Here is a 17,168-nt window from a genome sequence, read left to right on the forward strand (position 1 = left end):
GAGGTGTCGAAGGTCAAGTCGGCGAATGCCGTTGTCACGCCTGCCAAGACCGTCCTGGCGGCCGGTGCGGTGCTGTGGCGGCCCGGCATGGATGCGTCCGCACCCGAGGTCGCGGTCATCCACCGCCCCCGCTACGACGACTGGTCACTGCCCAAGGGGAAGGTGGACCCCGGGGAGACCGAACCCGTGACGGCCGTCCGCGAGGTGCTCGAGGAGACCGGGTACTCGTGTGTGCTCGGCCGGCGGCTGGCGTCGGTGGGTTACCCGATCGAGCAGGGCACCAAGAAGGTCCGTTACTGGGCGGCCCGCGCGGTCGACGGGTGCTTCGCCCCCAACGACGAAGTCGACGAACTGGTCTGGCTGCCCGTGCGGGAGGCGATCGGGCGCCTGGGCTATCCCCATGACCGGAAGGTGCTGCGCCGGTTCGCCAAGGTGCCCCCGGACACCCGGACGGTCCTCGTCGTGCGGCATGCCACGGCGGGAAGCAAATCCCGGTACCGGGGCGACGACCGCAAACGGCCGTTGGACAAGCACGGTCGGGCGCAGGCGGAGTCGTTGGTGGGCCAGCTCCTGGCGTTCGGGGCCGACCGGATCTACGCGGCGGACCGGACTCGGTGCGAGCAGACGGTCGAGCCGCTGGCCGATGAACTCGGCGAGACCGTGCATTCGGAGCCGGAGCTGACCGAGGAGGCCTACGCCGAGGACAAGAAGGCGGCGCGGCGGCGGCTGCTGGAGATCGTCGCCGAGGAGGGCGACGCGGGGCACACACCCGTGATCTGCTCTCAGGGCAAGGTCATTCCCCACCTGATCGAGTGGTGGTGCGACCGCGACGGTGTCCGTCCGGACAAGTCCCGCAACCGCAAGGGCAGCACCTGGGTGATGTCGCTGGCCGGCGGTCGGCTGGTCGCCGCCGACCACATCGGCAGCCCGCTGGGCAGGAAGTAGAGCCGAAACCGCCGCGGGTCGACAGGACCCGCGGCGGTTCGCGTCATTCAGGGAATTACTTGCGGCCCTTCTTGGCCGGCGCCTTGCGGGCCGGAGCCTTGCTGGCCGTCTTCTTGGCGGCGGTGGTGCTGGCCTTCTTGGCCGGCGCCTTGGCCGCGGCCTTCTTGGCCGGAGCCTTGGTGGCGGCCTTCTTGGCCGGAGCCGTCTTCTTCGCCGCGGCAGTCGACTTCTTGGCCGGTGCCGACTTCTTGGCAGCCGCCGTCGCGGTCGTCTTCTTGGCGGCGGTCGACTTCTTGGCCGGCGCCGTCTTCTTCGCCGCGGCAGTCGACTTCTTCGCCGGCGCCGACTTCTTGGCGGCGGCGGTCGTCTTCTTCGCTGCGGTCTTCTTGGCGGGCGCCTTCTTCGCGGCACGCTTGGCCGGTGCGGCCGCGACGCCACGCTTGACGGCGGGGCCTTCGGACGCGAGCTTCTGCGAGCCGGAGACGATCGCCTTGAACTGTGCGCCGGGACGGAACGCGGGCACCGAGGTCGGCTTGACCTTCACCGTCTCGCCCGTGCGCGGGTTACGTGCGACACGTGCCGCGCGCCGACGCTGTTCGAAGACGCCGAAACCGGTGATGGTCACGCTGTCGCCCTTGTGCACCGCACGCACGATGGTGTCGACGACGTTCTCGACCGCGGCGGTGGCTTGCCGACGGTCGGTGCCCATTTTGGTTGTCAGTGCGTCGATAAGCTCCGCTTTGTTCATGCAAAACCTCCGAGAACCAGTGGCCCTACTTGGACCGACTAGTGGACACGGTAAACCCACTGACCACTGATTTCCAAGAGCCACGCGCAGTTTCGGCGGGTGCTGGCGAACTTTTCCGCAATCCGCTTGGGTCCCTTGACGTCCTGTCGGGGCGCCGGGGAACGGCTGTCAAGGCGGCGAATTCGGGTGCCGCAACGCCCTCGATCAGACCGGCAGAGTGCGCGGCTTCCAGCTCGGCCTGCGTTGCTCGTAATCCTCGATCGCATCGAGTTTCCGCAGCGTAAGGCCTATATCGTCGAGTCCCTCGAGCAGTCGCCACGCGGTGTAATCGTCAATCGTGAACGGCACCACGACCGTTCCGGCGATGACGTTCCGATCTTGAAGATTGACAGTGATTTCCAGCCCGGGATTCTGCTCGATCAGCTTCCACAGGAGTTCGACATCATTTTGATTCACTTCGGCGGCCAACAGGCCGGCCTTGCCCGCATTCCCGCGGAAGATATCGGCGAACCGGGACGAGATGACGACCCGGAAGCCGAAGTCCATGAGCGCCCAGACGGCATGTTCGCGCGAGGATCCGGTTCCGAAATCCGGTCCGGCAACCAGAACCGAACCCTTGTCGAATGGCGGGAGATTGAGCACGAACGAGGGATCGTTACGCCACGCGGCGAACAACCCGTCCTCGAAACCCGTTCTAGTGACCCGCTTCAGATAGACCGCGGGAATGATCTGGTCGGTGTCCACATTGGACCGGCGCAGGGGCACGCCGATCCCGGTGTGGGTGCGAAAGGCTTCCATCGCGAGTTCTCCTTCAGCGGGCCGGGACGGCGGACAGGTCGGCGGGTGACGACAGGGTGCCGCGGACGGCGGTGGCGGCGGCCACGGCCGGTGAGACCAGATGGGTCCGCCCGCCTTTGCCCTGGCGTCCCTCGAAGTTGCGGTTGGACGTCGAGGCGCAGCGCTGCCCCGGCGAGAGCTGATCGGGGTTCATGCCCAGGCACATCGAGCAACCGGCTTGGCGCCACTCGGCGCCGGCCTCGGTGAAGATCCGGTCGAGCCCTTCGGATTCGGCCTGCGCACGAACCCGCATCGAGCCGGGCACCACGAGCATCCGGACCCCGTCGGCCACGCTGCGGCCGCGCAGCACGTCGGCGACCACGCGCAGATCCTCGATGCGGCCGTTGGTGCACGACCCGACGAACACGGTGTCCACCGAGACGTCGCGCATCGCGGTGCCGGCCTCAAGACCCATGTAGGTCAACGCCTTTTCCGCCGCCTGACGCTCACCCTCGTCGACGATCAGCTCGGGGTCGGGCACCGAGGCCGACAGCGGCACACCCTGGCCGGGGTTGGTCCCCCACGTGACGAACGGGCTCAGCTCGGCGGCGTCGAGGTAGACCTCGGTGTCGAACTCGGCACCGGGATCGGTGCGCAGCTGCCGCCACGCCTCCACTGCTGCATCCCAGTCCGCGCCGGTCGGTGCGTGCGGCCGGCCGCGCAGGAATTCGAAGGTGGTGTCGTCGGGGGCCACCATGCCGGCGCGCGCACCGGCCTCGATGCTCATGTTGCAGATCGTCATCCGGCCCTCCATCGACAGCGATTCGATGGCGCTGCCGCGGTATTCGATGACGTGGCCCTGGCCGCCGCCGGTGCCGATCTTGGCGATCACGGCGAGGATGATGTCTTTCGCGCTGACGCCGGGCGGGAGCTCGCCGTCGACGTTGACCGCCATCGTCCGGAACGGTCGCAGTGGCAGCGTCTGCGTCGCCAGCACGTGCTCGACCTCGGAGGTGCCGATCCCCATCGCCAGCGCACCGAACGCACCGTGGGTCGAGGTGTGGCTGTCACCGCACACCACGGTCATCCCCGGCTGGGTCAGCCCCAGCTGCGGACCGATGATGTGCACGATGCCCTGTTCGGCGTCGCCCATCGGATGCAACCGGATGCCGAACTCGGCGCAGTTGCGGCGCAACGTCTCCACCTGGGTGCGCGACACCGGGTCGGCGATCGGCTTGTCGATGTCGACCGTCGGCACGTTGTGGTCCTCGGTCGCGATCGTGAGATCCGGACGGCGCACGGGCCGGTTCGCCAGTCGCAGACCGTCGAACGCCTGCGGGCTGGTCACCTCGTGCACGAGGTGCAGGTCGATGTAGATGAGATCCGGTTCGCGCGCAGCGCCCTCCCCGGTACCGAGGGCGACGACGTGGTCGGCCCACACCTTCTCTGCCAGGGTGCGCGGTTTGGCGGGCTGTGCCATGACCTTCTCGATTCTTCTGCTCGCGGCCTGCGACGTAGCGCTGGCGATCTCACATTTCGGGACGTTAGTATCTCCTTGTGAGACAGGATAGCGGTATCGGCGTGCTGGACAAAGCCGTGGGCGTACTCCACACCGTGGCGGACTCCCCCTGCGCCCTGGCCGAACTCTGCGAACGAACGGGGCTGCCCCGCGCGACGGCACACCGGTTGGCCGCGGGCCTGGAGACGCACCGGCTGCTGGCCCGGGACGCCGACGGCCGTTGGCGGTTGGGCCCGGCACTGACCGAACTGGCCGGCCAGGTCAACGATCCACTGCTGGCTGCAGGCGCGGTGATCCTGCCCCGGCTGCGGGAGATCACCGGCGAGAGCGTGCAGCTGTACCGGCGCGAGGGCACCGCGCGCATCTGCATCGCCGCGCTGGAACCGCCCGCGGGACTGCGGGATACCGTCCCGGTCGGCACCCGGCTGCCCATGACGGCCGGCTCCGGCGCGAAGGTGTTGCTCGCGTTCGCCGACTCCGCCACCCAGCAGGCGGTGCTGCCCGAGGCCATGTTCACCGAACGCACGCTGGCCGAGGTGCGCAAACGCGGCTGGGCCCAGAGCGCGGCCGAACGCGAGCCCGGGGTGGCCAGCGTCTCGGCGCCGGTGCGCGACGGCAGAGGTTCGGTGGTGGCGGCGATCTCGGTGTCCGGACCGATCGACCGGATGGGCCGACGCCCGGGGGCGCGGTGGGCCGCCGATCTGCTGGCCGCCGCCGACGCACTGGCCCGCAGGCTGTAGTCGAGAAATGATCCCCGGAACGCCGACGGCGCCCGACTCCGCGGAGTCGAGCGCCGTGATCTTGTACCCCCGATGGGATTCGAACCCACGCTACCGCCGTGAGAGGGCGGCGTCCTAGGCCGCTAGACGACGGGGGCTAGAACTTTCGGTTGGTCAGCATAGCTCAGGCGAACAACGCTGACCTAATCGCCTGCAGAGCCCGGGAGCTCTTCGCGCAGACGTGCTTCGCAGCTGGGGTACCAGGACTCGAACCTAGAATGGCTGAACCAGAATCAGCTGTGTTGCCAATTACACCATACCCCATTGGCTGCCCATAACCGCTGGTCACGGGCTTTTTCGGAGCGCTTGCGCGGTGGGGATCGCCCCCGCGAATCGTTCCGGCGCCGACGTGCACACTACCAAAGATCTCGGCGTGCTTTCGCCACGCGCCCCTCAGGCCGGCCTCGGAGCCTGGGCAGCGGCCGCCGCATGCTCGCGGCCGGCCCGCAGCCGGGCCAGGCTGCGGTCGCGTCCGAGCAACTCCAGCGACTCGAACAGCGGCGGGCTGACCGAGGCGCCGGTGACGGCGACACGGACCGGCCCGAACGCCTTGCGCGGCTTGAGCTCGAGATCGTCGAGCAGCGTCTTCTTGAGCGCCTCTTCGATGGCGGGCGTCGTCCACTGCCCGACGGACTCCAGGCCGGCCAGCGCGGCGTCGAGCACCTGCACCGCATCGGCTTTGAGCTCCTTCGCCGCCGACTTCTCGTCGAGCACGAAGGCCCCGTCGTCGAGGAACTTCAGCAGCCCCCACGCGTCGCCGAGGACGACGATGCGGGTCTGCACCAGCCGGGCGGCCTCGGCGAACCGCGCCTCGTCGAGTCCGGTGTCGTGGCCGTGGGTGTCGAAATACGCCTTCAGGCGGGCGGTGAAGTCGTCCTCGTCGAGCATCCGGATGTGTTCGGCGTTGAGCGCATCGGCCTTCTTCTGGTCGAATCGCGCGGGATTGGAGTTCACGTCGGCGACGTCGAACGCCGCCACCATCTCCTCGAGGCTGAACACGTCCCGGTCGTCGGCGATGCCCCAACCCAGCAGCGCGAGGTAGTTGAGCAACCCCTCCGGGATGAAGCCGCGGTCGCGGTGCAGGAACAGGTTCGACTGCGGATCGCGTTTGGACAGCTTCTTGTTGCCGTCTCCCAGCACGCTGGGCAGGTGCGCGAACTCCGGCACCGCCTCGGCCACCCCGATGCGGATCAGCGCCTCGTACAGCGCGATCTGGCGGGGTGTGGACGGGAGCAGATCCTCACCGCGCAGGACGTGGGTGATCTTCATCAATGCGTCGTCGACCGGATTCACCAGCGTGTAGAGCGGTTCGCCGTTGCCGCGGGTGAGCGCGAAGTCAGGGATCGTCCCCGCACCGAAGGTCGTCTCGCCACGCACCAGATCGCGCCAAGTGATGTCCCGGTCCGGCATGCGCAGCCGGATCACCGGGTCACGCCCCTCGGCGCGGTAGGCGGCACGCTGGTCGTCGGTGAGGTCGCGGTCGAAGTTGTCGTACCCCAGCTTGGGATTACGGCCCGCGGCGAGGTGCCGGGCCTCGACCTCCTCGGCGGTGGAGAACGCCTCGTAGGCCTCCCCCGCCGCGACCAGCCGATCGATCACATCGCGGTAGAGGTCGCGGCGTTGCGACTGCCGGTAGGGCGCATAGGGACCCCCGACCTCGGGCCCTTCGTCGTAGTCGAGCCCGAGCCAGCTGAGCGCGTCAAGGATCGCCAGGTAGCTCTCCTCACTGTCACGCGCGGAATCGGTGTCCTCGATGCGGAACACGAACGTGCCGCCGGTGTGCCGGGCGTAGGCCCAGTTGAACAGCGCGGTGCGGATCAGACCGACGTGCGGGGTCCCCGTCGGGGACGGACAGAATCGGACGCGGACGGCCATAGTGCTCCTTGCGTGCGCAGCGGTCATCGTTTTCCTTTTCGCACAACAGGATTCGTGAGGGTCCCGATGTTCTGGACGGTGATCGAGACGGTATCGCCGTCGTCGATCGGCGACACCCCCTCGGGAGTGCCGGTGAGGATGAGGTCGCCGGGCAGCAGGGTCATCACCGCCGAGATCCACTCGACGATCGCACCGACGTCGTGCAGCATCAGCGACGTCCTGCTGAGCTGGCGGGTCTCCCCGTTGACCTCGGTGCGCAGTTCGAGATCGGACGGGTCGACATCGGTGACGATCCACGGACCGACGGGGCAGAACGTGTCGTGCCCCTTGGCGCGGGTCCACTGCCCGTCCTGCTGCTGCTGATCGCGCGCGGAGACGTCGTTGGCGATCGTATAGCCGAGGATGTTCTCGGCCGCCCTGGCGGCAGGCACGTCCTTGCACGGCCGGCCGATCACCACCGCCAGCTCACCTTCGAAGTGCACCGGGTTGGCGTTGGCGGGCAACTGGATCGGGATGTTGGGCCCGATGATCGAGGTGTTGGGTTTGAGGAAGATCACAGGATCGGGGAAATGACCGCCGCCCATCTCCTCGATGTGCGCGGCGTAGTTCTTGCCGATGCACACCACCTTGCTGGCGAGGATCGGCGCGAGCAGCCGCACATCGGCCAGCGGCCACGACCTACCGGTGAAGGTGGGGGTGCCGAAGGGATGTTCGGCGATCTCCCGGACCACCGCGTCGGGGCCGTCGGGATCGCCCTCCACGCTGACGAAGGCGACCCCGTCGGGGCTGGCGATTCGACCAAGACGCATGCCCGCCAGCCTAGTGTCAGCCGCCCGCGCCCCCGGCAAGCGCCGTCCGCAGGAACGGGGTGGAGTCGGGCAGCGACGCGAGCACCGTCCCGCTGTGATCCTGATCGGGGTAGACGCGCAACGTCACGTCCTGGCCGTTGGCGGTCAGCTGGTCGTAGAGGCTCAGCGTGGAACTCGGCGGCACGTCGCGGTCACGCAGGCCCACGCCGAGGAACAGCGGCCGGTCGTAGCCGCTGACCGGAGTGCCCAGGTACGCGTCGAGTGCCTCGGCCGCGTCCGGCAGCGACACCAGCGGCGCCCGGAAGAACTGCGCGGGCGTGCGGCCGGCGAGCGCCTCGTCCAGCTCGGCCGTGCACAGCGTCTCGGCCAGGTCGGCCGCCTCGCGGCCCTGCGCACTGAGCACGCTGTCGACGTTCAAATCCGGCCGTGCCTCACGCAAGCCCGCCACGATGTAGGCGGCGTAGCTGTTGGCGGCCGACCCGAGCTCCGGCGGCAAGGCCATGTCGGGACCCGCCCGCTTGACGACCTGTTCGATGTTGGCCGGCGTCCCGGTGGCGACCACGCCGCGGTAGTCCAGGCCACTTCCCCGGCTGAACTCCGTCGCGTAGCGCGCGCTGCTCACCGCCGCGCCGCCGCCCTGGGACTGTCCGACGATCGCCCACCGGGGCGACAGCGGCACGCTCAGGCCGTGTGCGGCCACCACGGAGTCGATCACGGAGCGGGCGGTGGCCACGCTGTTGAGGTAGCTCATCAAACCGGGCGTGCCGAGCCCGGTGTAGTCGGTGGCCACGACGGCGTAGCCCTCGTCGAGCCAGTGGGTCAGGTAGTCGTCGTCGCGTCGGCTGCGCGGCAGCGCCGACGGCGTGCAGTCGTCCCCGAGACCCACGGTGCCGTGCGCCCAGGCGACGATCGGCCACCCGCCCGCGGGCGGCTCACCCTGCGGCAGGAACACCGCGGCCGTGCTGACCGCGGGCTGGTCGTGCTGGTCACGCGTGGCGTACAGGAGGCGGTACGCGGCGCCCGCGCCCCGCAGCGACAGCTCGGGCGCCAACGGGACGTCGCGGATCAGCGCGCCGGGCGCCGGGATGTCCCCCGTGTACGCGCGGGCGTCGAGACCCGACCAGTTGGGCACGGCGGCGGCCGACGCCGGCGCCACCGGTGCCGGCACCGCGATGCCGGCTGCCATCAGGACCACTGCGGCAACAGATCTCCACCTCACGCCGTCACGGTACGCACTGACCAACGATGTCCATATTGTGGGACCGCAGTTCAAATATATGAGACATCCGTGCCACCATGGGGACATGACCGCTCCGGTGATCGGTACCCTGCGCCGCTGGTCGATGTTGGTGCTCGGTGTCACCGCCACCATGTGCGCCAACGTCTTCATCTACGGCGCCGCGTTCCTCATCCCCACCCTGCACACCGAACGCGGCCTGGATCTCGCACTGGCCGGGCTGATGTCGTCCATGCCGAGTTTCGGCATGGTGGTGACCCTGATCGCGTGGGGATATGTCGTCGACCGCGTCGGTGAGCGTTTCGTCCTCACGGTCGGCTCAGCGCTCACCGCTGCCGCCGCATTCGGCGCGGCGGCAGTCGATTCCCTTCCCGCCGTCGGCGCACTGCTGTTCCTGGGTGGCATGGCGGCCGCGAGCAGCAACTCCGCCAGTGGACGCCTGGTGGTCGGATGGTTCCCACCCCGCCAGCGCGGCCTGGTGATGGGCATCCGCCAGGCCTCGGTTCCGCTGGGAGTCGGTCTGGGCGCGTTGGTGATCCCGCGTATCGCGCAGAGCCACGGCGTGGCGGCGGCACTGCTGTTCCCGGCCGTCGTCTGCGCGGCGTCGGCGGTCGTCTGCCTGCTCGGCGTACTCGATCCACCGCGACCCCCACGGGCGGAGGCGCCGGCCGAGGACCTCGCCAACCCGTACCGCGGCGCCGCGGTGCTGTGGCGGATCCACGCCGTGTCGGTGCTGCTGGTGGTGCCGCAGGCGGTGGTGTGGACGTTCACGCTGGTGTGGCTGATGTCCGAGCGCGGGTGGTCGGCGGCGTCGGCCGGCGCACTGGTCACGTTCGCCCAGATCCTCGGGGCGGGCGGCCGGATCGGTGCGGGGTGGGTGTCCGACCGCGTCGGCGACCGGTTGCGGCCGATCCGCTGGATCGCCTGTGCTGCCGCGGCGATCCTGGCCGCAGTCGCGCTGAGCGACGCCCTCGGCTCTCCGGTCAGCGTCGCCCTCATGGTGGTCGCCTCGGTGATCACGGTGTCCGACAACGGTTTGGCGTTCACCGCGATCGCCGAGATCGCCGGGCCCTTCTGGAGCGGGCGGGCGCTGGGCGCGCAAAACACCAGCCAGCACCTGGCGTCCGCCGCGTCAGCCCCCGTTTTCGGCGGGCTGATCGGAGTCTTCGGTTATCCCGTCGCGTTCGCGGCGCTGGCGGTGCTGCCGCTGCTGGCGCTGCCGATCGTGCCGGTGCACGCACCACCCGGGCGGCACTGAGTCACTCGGCTTCGAGGTTCTCCGCACACGCCGCGAGCAGACCCCCGAGTTGTCGGCGTTCGGTCGCGCTCAGCCCGATCAGCCGGGAGGCATGCCAGCGGATGCTGTCCGATCCGGTGGCCCGCGAGCACATGGGCCGCGCGGCCGAGATGGCCGTCGGCTTCGACCCGCACCTCTACACGGTCGAATCGGTTCACCAGAAGGACTGAGACCCGGTGGGTTAGGTTGACGGCGTGAACCGCCTGCTGCTGCACCACGCCACGCTCATCGACGGGACGGGTGACGCACCGCTCGCCGACGCCGCGGTGCTGATCGAGGACGGCCACATCCTCTGGGTGGGAACACTTTCCGACGCACCGGCAGATGACGCCGTCCGGGTCGACGTCGGCGGGCACACGATCTGCCCCGGATTCTTCGACTGTCACGTGCATTTCAGCCTCCCCGGTGCCGGCGCCACCCCGCTCGACCTGGCGTTGCACCCGCCGTCCTATCTCCACTTCCAGCTGATCGAACGACTGCGGGTCACCCTGCACAACGGGGTCACCACCGCGCGCGATCTGATGGGCATCGACGCCGGAGTCCGGGACGCGGTCGGCCACGGGCTCATCGACGGACCGCGCCTGCTGGTGGCGATCAACATGATGAGTCAGACCTGCGGCCACGCCGACTTCCACCTGCCGTCCGGTCTCGACCTGACGCCGTTGATCGGCGGTTCGCTGGTCGACACCGTCGAGGGGGCGCGCCGGCGTACCCGGGAGCTGATCGCCGCGGGCGCCGACGTTCTCAAGGTCGCCTCGAGTGGCGGGGTCAGCTCTCCCAGCGATCAACCCGAATGGCTCGGTATGCGAACCGAATTGATCGCCGCCGTGGTGCAGGAAGCCGCCGCCTACGGACACAAACGAGTGGCGGCGCACGCGATCGGGTACGCCGGGATCGAGGCCGCAGTGGAGGCGGGCGTCACCAGCATCGAACACGGCTACCAACTCGATGAGAGACTGCGCCGGAAGATGGTGGACGCCGGCATCTTCCTGGTGCCCACCCTGCTGGAGACCATGGCCGATGTGACCGCGTCGGCGGCCGGGGAGGCCAAGAGTGCGAGCTGGCACGCGCTGGCCCACGAGTCGATCGCCGCGTCGGCGGCCGCCGGGGTGAAGATCGCCGTCGGCACCGACGCGGGGCTCGGTCCGCGACACGGTACGAACCTGCGCGAACTCGGCCTGCTCGTCCGCTTCGGCGGCCTCACCCCGATGCAGGCGGTCGTCGCGGGCACCTCGGCGTCGGCGCAATTGTGCGGTCTGTCAGATCAATTGGGCACCGTGGCGGCGGGCAAGCTCGCCGATCTGGTGGTGGTGCGGGGTGATCCGCTGGCCGACATCGACGCGCTCGGTGAGCCGGAGAACATCCTGCTGGTGCTCAAGGAGGGCCGAGTGGCGATCGATCGCGGCGGGTTCGTGCCCGCCGCCGCGGCAGCACCAGCAGCGCCGCCGCCAGGAAACACAGCGCCCCGATGAAGGTGCCGAGGTTGGCCAGCAGCGCGTCCTCGGTGACGCCGGCCGGTGTGACGAACGCGCCCAGCGCCGAGACGCCGAACGCCACGCAGCCGACCATGTTGGCCCACTGCGCTTGCCAATCCCGCGATCTCGGGGCGAACCAGCCGACAGTCACGCTCACCGCGACGATCCCCAGCACACCGCTGACGAGGAACGCCGCCGACCCGGTGGCGTCGGGCGCCCACACCAGACGGCGCTGCTCGGTCACCGCATGCGCCCATACGGCCGCTCCTGTGCTCACGTTGAACAGCAGGGTGCCCATGAATTGGGTTGCCGCCGAGAGCCATTCGAGGCGAGACCCGCTTCTCGACCGAGTCAGCTGCAGCCACGCGGCGCTGGTGAAGAAAAACGAACCGGCGAAGCACAGGGCGTTGGCGGCACCGGCTCCGGCGATCGCGGCGAAGCCCGGCACCGTGGCGAGCGCGAACAGCGTGGAGCCGATCGCAAAGAGCCAGCACTGCCGCGCCAGGGTCACCTACAGCAGGCCGACGATCCGGTCGCCGATCGCACTGGTGCCGAGCTTCTCGTCACCGCGGCCGGACAGGTGCGCCTCCACCGCTTTGTCGACGCGCGCAGCGGCGTCGGTCTCGCCGACGTGCGCGAGCAGCAACGCCACCGACATGATCGCGGCGGTGGGATCGGCGATGCCCTGACCCGCGATATCGGGGGCGCTGCCGTGCACAGGCTCGAACATCGACGGGTTGGTGCGCGTGGCGTCGATGTTGCCGCTGGCGGCCAACCCGATTCCGCCGCACACCGCGGCGGCGAGGTCGGTGACGATGTCGCCGAACAGGTTGTCGGTGACGATCACGTCGAACCGGCCGGGGTCGGTGACGATGTGGATCATGGCGGCGTCGACGTGCTGGTAGGCGATCTCGACGTCGGGGTATTCGGCGCCCACCTCCTGCACGGTGCGCCACCACAGCGCACCGGCGAACGTCAGCACGTTGTTCTTGTGCACCAGCGTGAGGTGTTTGCGGCGCTGCTGGGCGCGCCGGAACGCGTCCTCGACGACCCGGCGCACACCGAAGGCGGTGTTGAGGCTGACTTCGGTGGCCACCTCGTGGGGCGTGCCGACGCGGATGGCGCCGCCGGTGCCGGTGTAGGGCCCCTCGGTGCCTTCCCGCACCACCACGAAGTCGATGTCGGGGTTACCGGCCAGCGGACCGGTGACGCCGGAGTACAGCTTGGCGGGCCGCAGGTTGATGTGGTGGTCGAGCGCGAACCGGATGCGCAGAAGCAGACCGCGTTCGAGCACACCGCTGGGCACCGACGGATCGCCGATCGCGCCGAGCAGGATCGCGTCGTGAGCCTTGAGCTCCTCGAGCACCGAGTCGGGCAGGATCTCCCCCGTCGCGTGATAACGCCGCGCACCGAGGTCGTAGCTGGTCTTCTCGACGTCGGGCAGGACGGCGTCGAGGACCTTGACGGCCTCGCCGATCACCTCGGGTCCGATACCGTCTCCGGCGACGATCGCCAAGTTCATGGTCACGACAGATCAACCACTTCCAGTGTCTTGGCGTCGACGGCCTCGGCGATGGCGGTCCGCACGTCGGCGGGAACGTCGCGGTCCAGACGCAGCAGGATCGTCGCCCCCGGGCCCTCGGCGTCCTCGCTGAGCTGAGCCGCGTGGATGTTGACCTCGGCCCCGCCGAGGAGCGTGCCGATCTTGCCGAGCGCACCCGGCTGGTCGATGTAGTTCACGATCAGGTTGACGCCCTCGGCGCGCAGATCGAAGTTGCGCCCGTTGATCTGGACGATCTTCTCCACTTGCTGCGGACCCGACAGCGTGCCGGCCACATTGGTCACCGAGCCGTCGGCGGCCACCGCCCGCACGTCGACGACGCTGCGGTGGTTGGGGCTCTCCGTGGCGGTGGACAGTTCGGACTGCACACCGCGTTCTGCGGCCAGACCCGGCGCGTTGACGAACGTGACCTGCTGATCGGTGACCGTCGAGAACAGCCCGCGCAGGGCCGAAAGCCGAAGGATGTCAACCTCTTCGGCGGCCAGCTCCCCGGCCACCCGCACCGAGAGCGTGGTGGTGGGCTCGGTGGCCAGCGTTCCGGCCAGCAGGCCCAGCTTGCGGACCAGGTCGAGCCACGGGGCGACCTCTTCACCGACGACCCCGCCGCCGACGTTGACCGCGTCGGGCACGAATTCGCCGGCCAGGGCCAGGCGCACGCTCGCGGCGACGTCGGTACCCGCGCGGTCCTGCGCCTCGGCGGTGGAGGCGCCCAGGTGCGGCGTCACGACCACCTGCGGCAGCTCGAACAGCGGGCTGTCGGTGCACGGTTCGGTCGAGAACACGTCGAGACCGGCGGCGCGGACGTGACCGCTGGTGACGGCGTCGGCCAGCGCCTGCTCGTCGATCAGGCCACCGCGCGCGGCGTTGACGATGATCACGCCCGGCTTGGTCTTGGCCAGCGCGTCCTTCCCGATCAGCCCGGCGGTCTCCGGCGTCTTGGGCAGGTGCACCGAGATGAAGTCGGCGCGCCCCAGCAACTCGTCGAGCGAGAGCAGTTCGATGCCGAGTTGTGCCGCACGCGCCTGGGACACGTAGGGGTCGTAGGCCACGACGTGGGTGCCGAAGGCGGCCAGCCGCGCCGCCACCAGCTGACCGATCCGACCCAGCCCGACGACGCCGACGGTCTTGCCGTAGATCTCGGTGCCGGAGAACGACGAGCGCTTCCAGGTGTGGGCACGCAGCGTCGCGTCGGCGGCCGGGATCTGCCGGGCGGCGGACAACAGCAGCGCCAGCGCGTGTTCGGCGGCGCTGTGGATGTTCGATGTCGGTGCGTTGACGACCAGCACACCGCGCTCGGTGGCGGCGTCGACGTCGACGTTGTCCAGACCGACACCGGCGCGGGCAACGATCTTGAGTTTGGGTGCGGCGGCGAGGACTTCGGCGTCGACCGTGGTGGCCGAGCGCACCAGCAGCGCGTCGGCCTCGGGGACGGCGGCCAGCAGTTTCTCGCGGTCCGGACCGTCGACCCAGCGGACTTCCACCTGGTCACCGAGGGCGGCGACGGTGCTCTCCGCGAGCTTGTCGGCTATCAGTACAACAGGGAGACTCACGCGGTCAGCCTAAAGGTCGGTAGTTTCGGACCGGCGGGCAGGATACGTGGCGAATGTAGCGACGCGGGGAGATGAGCGAAGTGGACGTCACTGTCGTCGGCAGCGGGCCCAACGGGCTGGCCGCCGCGGTCATCTGCGCCCGCGCCGGGCTGTCCGTCCGGGTGCTGGAGGCCCAGCCGACCGCGGGCGGCGGGGCACGTAGCGCCGTGGACCCCGAGTTCCCCGATGTCCTGCACGACGTCTGCTCGGCGGTGCACCCGCTCGGGGTGGCGTCACCGTTCTTCGCGGAGTTCGACCTGGCCGCGCGGGGTGTCTCCCTGGTTGCGCCGGAGGTGTCCTACGGCAACCCGCTGCCGGGCAGGTCGGCGGCCGTGGCGTACCGGTCGCTGGAGCGCACCTGCGCCGAACTCGATCACGGCGATTCCTGGCGCCGGCTGTTCGGGCCGCTCGTCGACCACGTCGACGGTGTGCTCGGGTTCTTCCTCGGCGACAAACGCTCGCTGCCGCCGGATCTGCCGACGACCGTGCGGACCGGCCTGCGGGTCCTCGCCCAGGGCAGCCCGCTGTGGGGGTCGCTGCGCGGCGAGGACGCCAGGGCGCTGTTCACCGGCGTCGGCGTGCACGCCATCAAGACCATGCCGTCCCCGGTGAACAGCGGTGCGGGGCTGATGCTGGGCACGGTCGCGCACACGGCGGGCTGGCCGGTTCCCGTGGGCGGTACACAGGCGATCACCGATGCGATGATCGCCGATCTCGAGGCGCACGGCGGGGAACTCGTCCTCGGCGAGCGTGTGACCGCACCGCCGGCGGGGGTGACGATCTACGACACCGCGCCGACCGCGCTGCTCGGGATCTACGGCGATGCGGTGCCGCCGCGGTACGCCCGGGCCCTGCGCCGCTACCGGTACGGCCCCGGTGTCTGCAAGGTCGATTTCGTGCTGTCCGGTGAGATCCCGTGGCGTGACCCACGGGTCGCCGGCGCCGCCACCGTGCACATGGGCGGCAGCCGGGCGCAGATGGCGCTGGCCGAACGCGAGATCGCCGCGGGCCGGCACGCCGAGTGGCCGATGACGCTCTCGTCGCTACCGCACCTGGCGGACCCGTCGCGCATCGACGCCCAGGGCCGCCGCCCCCTGTGGACCTACGCGCACGTGCCGTCGGGGTCGCAGGCCGACCTGACCGAGACGGTGACCGCGATGTTCGAGCGCGTCGCGCCGGGCTTCCGCGATCTGGTCGTCGGCGCCCGTTGCGTTCCGGCGGCGCACATGTCCTCGCACAACGCGAATTACGTCGGCGGCGACATCATCGTCGGCGGGGCGACCCTCTTCGCCGCGATGGTGGGGCCGACCCTGCGGCTCAACCCGTGGACCACGCCGATCCCGGGGGCCTATCTGTGTTCGTCGGCGACGCCGCCCGGCACCGGGGTGCACGGGATGGCCGGCTACTACGCCGCCCGAACGGTCCTGCGCCGCGAGTTCGGGATCACGGACATGCCTTCGCTCGCCCCTGAAAACGCGAAATCGGTGTAGTTGGTCGCGCTCAGCGCGACCAACTACACCGAAATCGAGAGGTATTTAGGCGGTTTCGGTGATCGGCCGGTCGACCCAGCTCATCAGGTCGCGCAGCTTCTTGCCGGTGACCTCGATCGGGTGCTCGGCGTTCTTCTTGCGCAGGCCCTCGAGCTCCTTGTTGCCGCCCTCGACATTGGCGACCAGGCGCTTGACGAAGGTGCCGTCCTGGATGTCCTTGAGGATGGCGCGCATCCGGTCCTTGGTGTCGGCGTCGATGACCCGCGGACCCGACAGGTAGCCGCCGAACTCGGCGGTGTCGGACACCGAGTAGTTCATGCGGGCGATGCCGCCCTCGTACATCAGGTCGACGATCAGCTTGAGCTCGTGGAGCACCTCGAAGTAGGCCATCTCGGGGGCGTAGCCCGCCTCGACCATGACCTCGAAGCCGGCCTTGACCAGTTCCTCGGTGCCGCCGCAGAGCACGGCCTGCTCACCGAACAGGTCGGTCTCGGTCTCTTCCTTGAAATCGGTCTTGATGACGCCGGCGCGGGCGCCGCCGATGGCCGCGGCGTAGGACAGGCACAGCGCCTGACCCTCACCCTTGGGGTCCTGGTCGACGGCGATCAGGCAGGGCACGCCCTTGCCGTCGACGAACTGGCGGCGCACCAGGTGGCCGGGGCCCTTGGGGGCGACCATGCCGATCGTGACGTTGGCGGGCGGCTTGATCAGGCCGAAGTGGATGTTGAGGCCGTGGCCGAAGAGCAGCGCGTCGCCGTCGTTGAGGTTGGGCTCGATGTCGTTCTTGAAGATCTCGGCCTGCGCGGTGTCGGGCGCGAGCAACATGATCACGTCGGCCCACTTGGCCACCTCGGCCGGGGTGTCGACCTCGAGGCCCTGTTCGCTGACCTTCTCGCGGGACTTCGATCCCTCCTTGAGACCGACCTTCACCTGCACACCGGAGTCGCGCAGGCTCAGCGAGTGCGCGTGCCCCTGGCTGCCGTAGCCGATGACGGCGACCTTGCGTCCCTGAATGATGGACAGATCGGCATCATCGTCGTAGAACATCTCAACTGCCACTGGTAATT

General features: G+C 69.4%; 15 protein-coding genes and 2 tRNA genes. 5 read left to right on the forward strand and 12 right to left on the reverse strand.

Translation table 11 applies throughout. The features are described from left to right. Window positions 1-3 precede the first annotated feature (3 nt). Window positions 4-945 carry an 8-oxo-(d)GTP phosphatase MutT1 gene (gene mutT1, locus G6N30_RS11740; protein ID WP_134052951.1) on the forward strand — a complete coding sequence of 314 codons (942 nt, stop codon included), beginning with the start codon at window positions 4-6 and terminating at the stop codon, window positions 943-945. A 55-nt stretch (window positions 946-1,000) separates the two neighbouring features. Here mutT1 and G6N30_RS11745 read toward each other — a convergent pair whose 3' ends face one another. The 3 genes from G6N30_RS11745 to leuC form a co-directional block, all read right to left on the reverse strand. Beyond that, complete coding sequence (locus tag G6N30_RS11745) at window positions 1,001-1,693, reverse strand: HU family DNA-binding protein (protein WP_134052953.1); 693 nt, start codon at window positions 1,691-1,693, stop codon at window positions 1,001-1,003. A gap of 204 nt (window positions 1,694-1,897) precedes the next feature. Next, complete coding sequence (leuD, locus tag G6N30_RS11750) at window positions 1,898-2,491, reverse strand: 3-isopropylmalate dehydratase small subunit (protein ID WP_134052955.1); 594 nt, start codon at window positions 2,489-2,491, stop codon at window positions 1,898-1,900. A gap of 13 nt (window positions 2,492-2,504) precedes the next feature. Beyond that, entirely contained in the window at window positions 2,505-3,950 is a 1,446-nt protein-coding gene (leuC, locus tag G6N30_RS11755; RefSeq protein ID WP_134052957.1) for a 3-isopropylmalate dehydratase large subunit, read from the reverse strand. Window positions 3,951-4,027: 77 nt separating this feature from the next. Between leuC and G6N30_RS11760 the strand changes: the two genes are divergently transcribed. Further along, window positions 4,028-4,729 carry an IclR family transcriptional regulator gene (locus tag G6N30_RS11760; protein WP_134052958.1) on the forward strand — a complete coding sequence of 234 codons (702 nt, stop codon included), beginning with the start codon at window positions 4,028-4,030 and terminating at the stop codon, window positions 4,727-4,729. A 64-nt stretch (window positions 4,730-4,793) separates the two neighbouring features. On the opposite strand, the gene G6N30_RS11765 is transcribed toward G6N30_RS11760, so the two are convergent. The 5 genes from G6N30_RS11765 to G6N30_RS11785 form a co-directional block, all read right to left on the reverse strand. Next, window positions 4,794-4,866 (reverse strand) — tRNA-Glu (locus G6N30_RS11765). 94 nt (window positions 4,867-4,960) lie between these two features. Continuing rightward, window positions 4,961-5,032: transfer RNA gene (locus G6N30_RS11770), tRNA-Gln, on the reverse strand. A gap of 129 nt (window positions 5,033-5,161) precedes the next feature. Then, window positions 5,162-6,643 carry a glutamate--tRNA ligase gene (gene gltX, locus G6N30_RS11775; protein WP_134052960.1) on the reverse strand — a complete coding sequence of 494 codons (1,482 nt, stop codon included), beginning with the start codon at window positions 6,641-6,643 and terminating at the stop codon, window positions 5,162-5,164. Between the two features lie 23 nt (window positions 6,644-6,666). Beyond that, a complete protein-coding gene (locus tag G6N30_RS11780; RefSeq protein WP_134052963.1) occupies window positions 6,667-7,452 on the reverse strand; it encodes a fumarylacetoacetate hydrolase family protein in 786 nt (261 codons plus the stop codon). Window positions 7,453-7,468: 16 nt separating this feature from the next. Continuing rightward, entirely contained in the window at window positions 7,469-8,638 is a 1,170-nt protein-coding gene (locus G6N30_RS11785; RefSeq protein ID WP_163687527.1) for an alpha/beta hydrolase family protein, read from the reverse strand. 118 nt (window positions 8,639-8,756) lie between these two features. Here G6N30_RS11785 and G6N30_RS11790 point away from each other — a divergent pair, with 118 nt between their 5' ends. Beyond that, window positions 8,757-9,947, forward strand: a complete 1,191-nt coding sequence (locus G6N30_RS11790; RefSeq protein WP_134052967.1) for an MFS transporter — start codon at window positions 8,757-8,759, stop codon at window positions 9,945-9,947. A 233-nt stretch (window positions 9,948-10,180) separates the two neighbouring features. Next, window positions 10,181-11,458, forward strand: coding sequence for an amidohydrolase family protein (locus G6N30_RS11800; protein WP_134052969.1), 1,278 nt, complete (start codon window positions 10,181-10,183; stop codon window positions 11,456-11,458). On the opposite strand, the gene G6N30_RS11805 is transcribed toward G6N30_RS11800, so the two are convergent. The 3 genes from G6N30_RS11805 to serA are packed head-to-tail and all read right to left on the reverse strand — an operon-like array spanning window position 11,361 to window position 14,572. Beyond that, window positions 11,361-11,972: a hypothetical protein gene (locus tag G6N30_RS11805; protein ID WP_134052971.1), complete on the reverse strand. Its 612-nt coding sequence runs from the start codon at window positions 11,970-11,972 to the stop codon at window positions 11,361-11,363. The genes G6N30_RS11800 and G6N30_RS11805 overlap by 98 nt on opposite strands. Continuing rightward, window positions 11,973-12,983 carry a 3-isopropylmalate dehydrogenase gene (locus G6N30_RS11810; RefSeq protein ID WP_134055191.1) on the reverse strand — a complete coding sequence of 337 codons (1,011 nt, stop codon included), beginning with the start codon at window positions 12,981-12,983 and terminating at the stop codon, window positions 11,973-11,975. It abuts the gene before it with no gap. 2 nt (window positions 12,984-12,985) lie between these two features. Beyond that, window positions 12,986-14,572 (reverse strand): phosphoglycerate dehydrogenase, encoded by a 1,587-nt coding sequence (gene serA / locus G6N30_RS11815; RefSeq protein WP_134052973.1) that lies wholly within the window; start codon window positions 14,570-14,572, stop codon window positions 12,986-12,988. An 80-nt stretch (window positions 14,573-14,652) separates the two neighbouring features. Here serA and G6N30_RS11820 point away from each other — a divergent pair, with 80 nt between their 5' ends. Beyond that, entirely contained in the window at window positions 14,653-16,101 is a 1,449-nt protein-coding gene (locus G6N30_RS11820; RefSeq protein ID WP_179965624.1) for a phytoene desaturase family protein, read from the forward strand. A gap of 45 nt (window positions 16,102-16,146) precedes the next feature. On the opposite strand, the gene ilvC is transcribed toward G6N30_RS11820, so the two are convergent. Next, a complete protein-coding gene (gene ilvC / locus G6N30_RS11825; RefSeq protein WP_179965625.1) occupies window positions 16,147-17,148 on the reverse strand; it encodes a ketol-acid reductoisomerase in 1,002 nt (333 codons plus the stop codon). Between the last annotated feature and the right edge of the window lie 20 nt (window positions 17,149-17,168).

It is taken from the genome of Mycolicibacterium litorale, assembly GCF_010731695.1.
Lineage (GTDB): Bacteria > Actinomycetota > Actinomycetes > Mycobacteriales > Mycobacteriaceae > Mycobacterium > Mycobacterium litorale.

Coding starts and splice junctions, on each gene's coding strand:
- G6N30_RS11810 (WP_134055191.1), bottom strand. CDS start 12,983: ATGAACTTGGCGATCGTCGCCGGAGACGGTATCGGACCCGAGGTGATC.
- G6N30_RS11785 (WP_163687527.1), bottom strand. CDS start 8,638: ATGGCAGCCGGCATCGCGGTGCCGGCACCGGTGGCGCCGGCGTCGGCC.
- ilvC (WP_179965625.1), bottom strand. CDS start 17,148: ATGTTCTACGACGATGATGCCGATCTGTCCATCATTCAGGGACGCAAG.
- G6N30_RS11745 (WP_134052953.1), bottom strand. CDS start 1,693: ATGAACAAAGCGGAGCTTATCGACGCACTGACAACCAAAATGGGCACC.
- gltX (WP_134052960.1), bottom strand. CDS start 6,643: ATGGCCGTCCGCGTCCGATTCTGTCCGTCCCCGACGGGGACCCCGCAC.
- leuD (WP_134052955.1), bottom strand. CDS start 2,491: ATGGAAGCCTTTCGCACCCACACCGGGATCGGCGTGCCCCTGCGCCGG.
- leuC (WP_134052957.1), bottom strand. CDS start 3,950: ATGGCACAGCCCGCCAAACCGCGCACCCTGGCAGAGAAGGTGTGGGCC.
- G6N30_RS11790 (WP_134052967.1), top strand. CDS start 8,757: ATGACCGCTCCGGTGATCGGTACCCTGCGCCGCTGGTCGATGTTGGTG.
- G6N30_RS11780 (WP_134052963.1), bottom strand. CDS start 7,452: ATGCGTCTTGGTCGAATCGCCAGCCCCGACGGGGTCGCCTTCGTCAGC.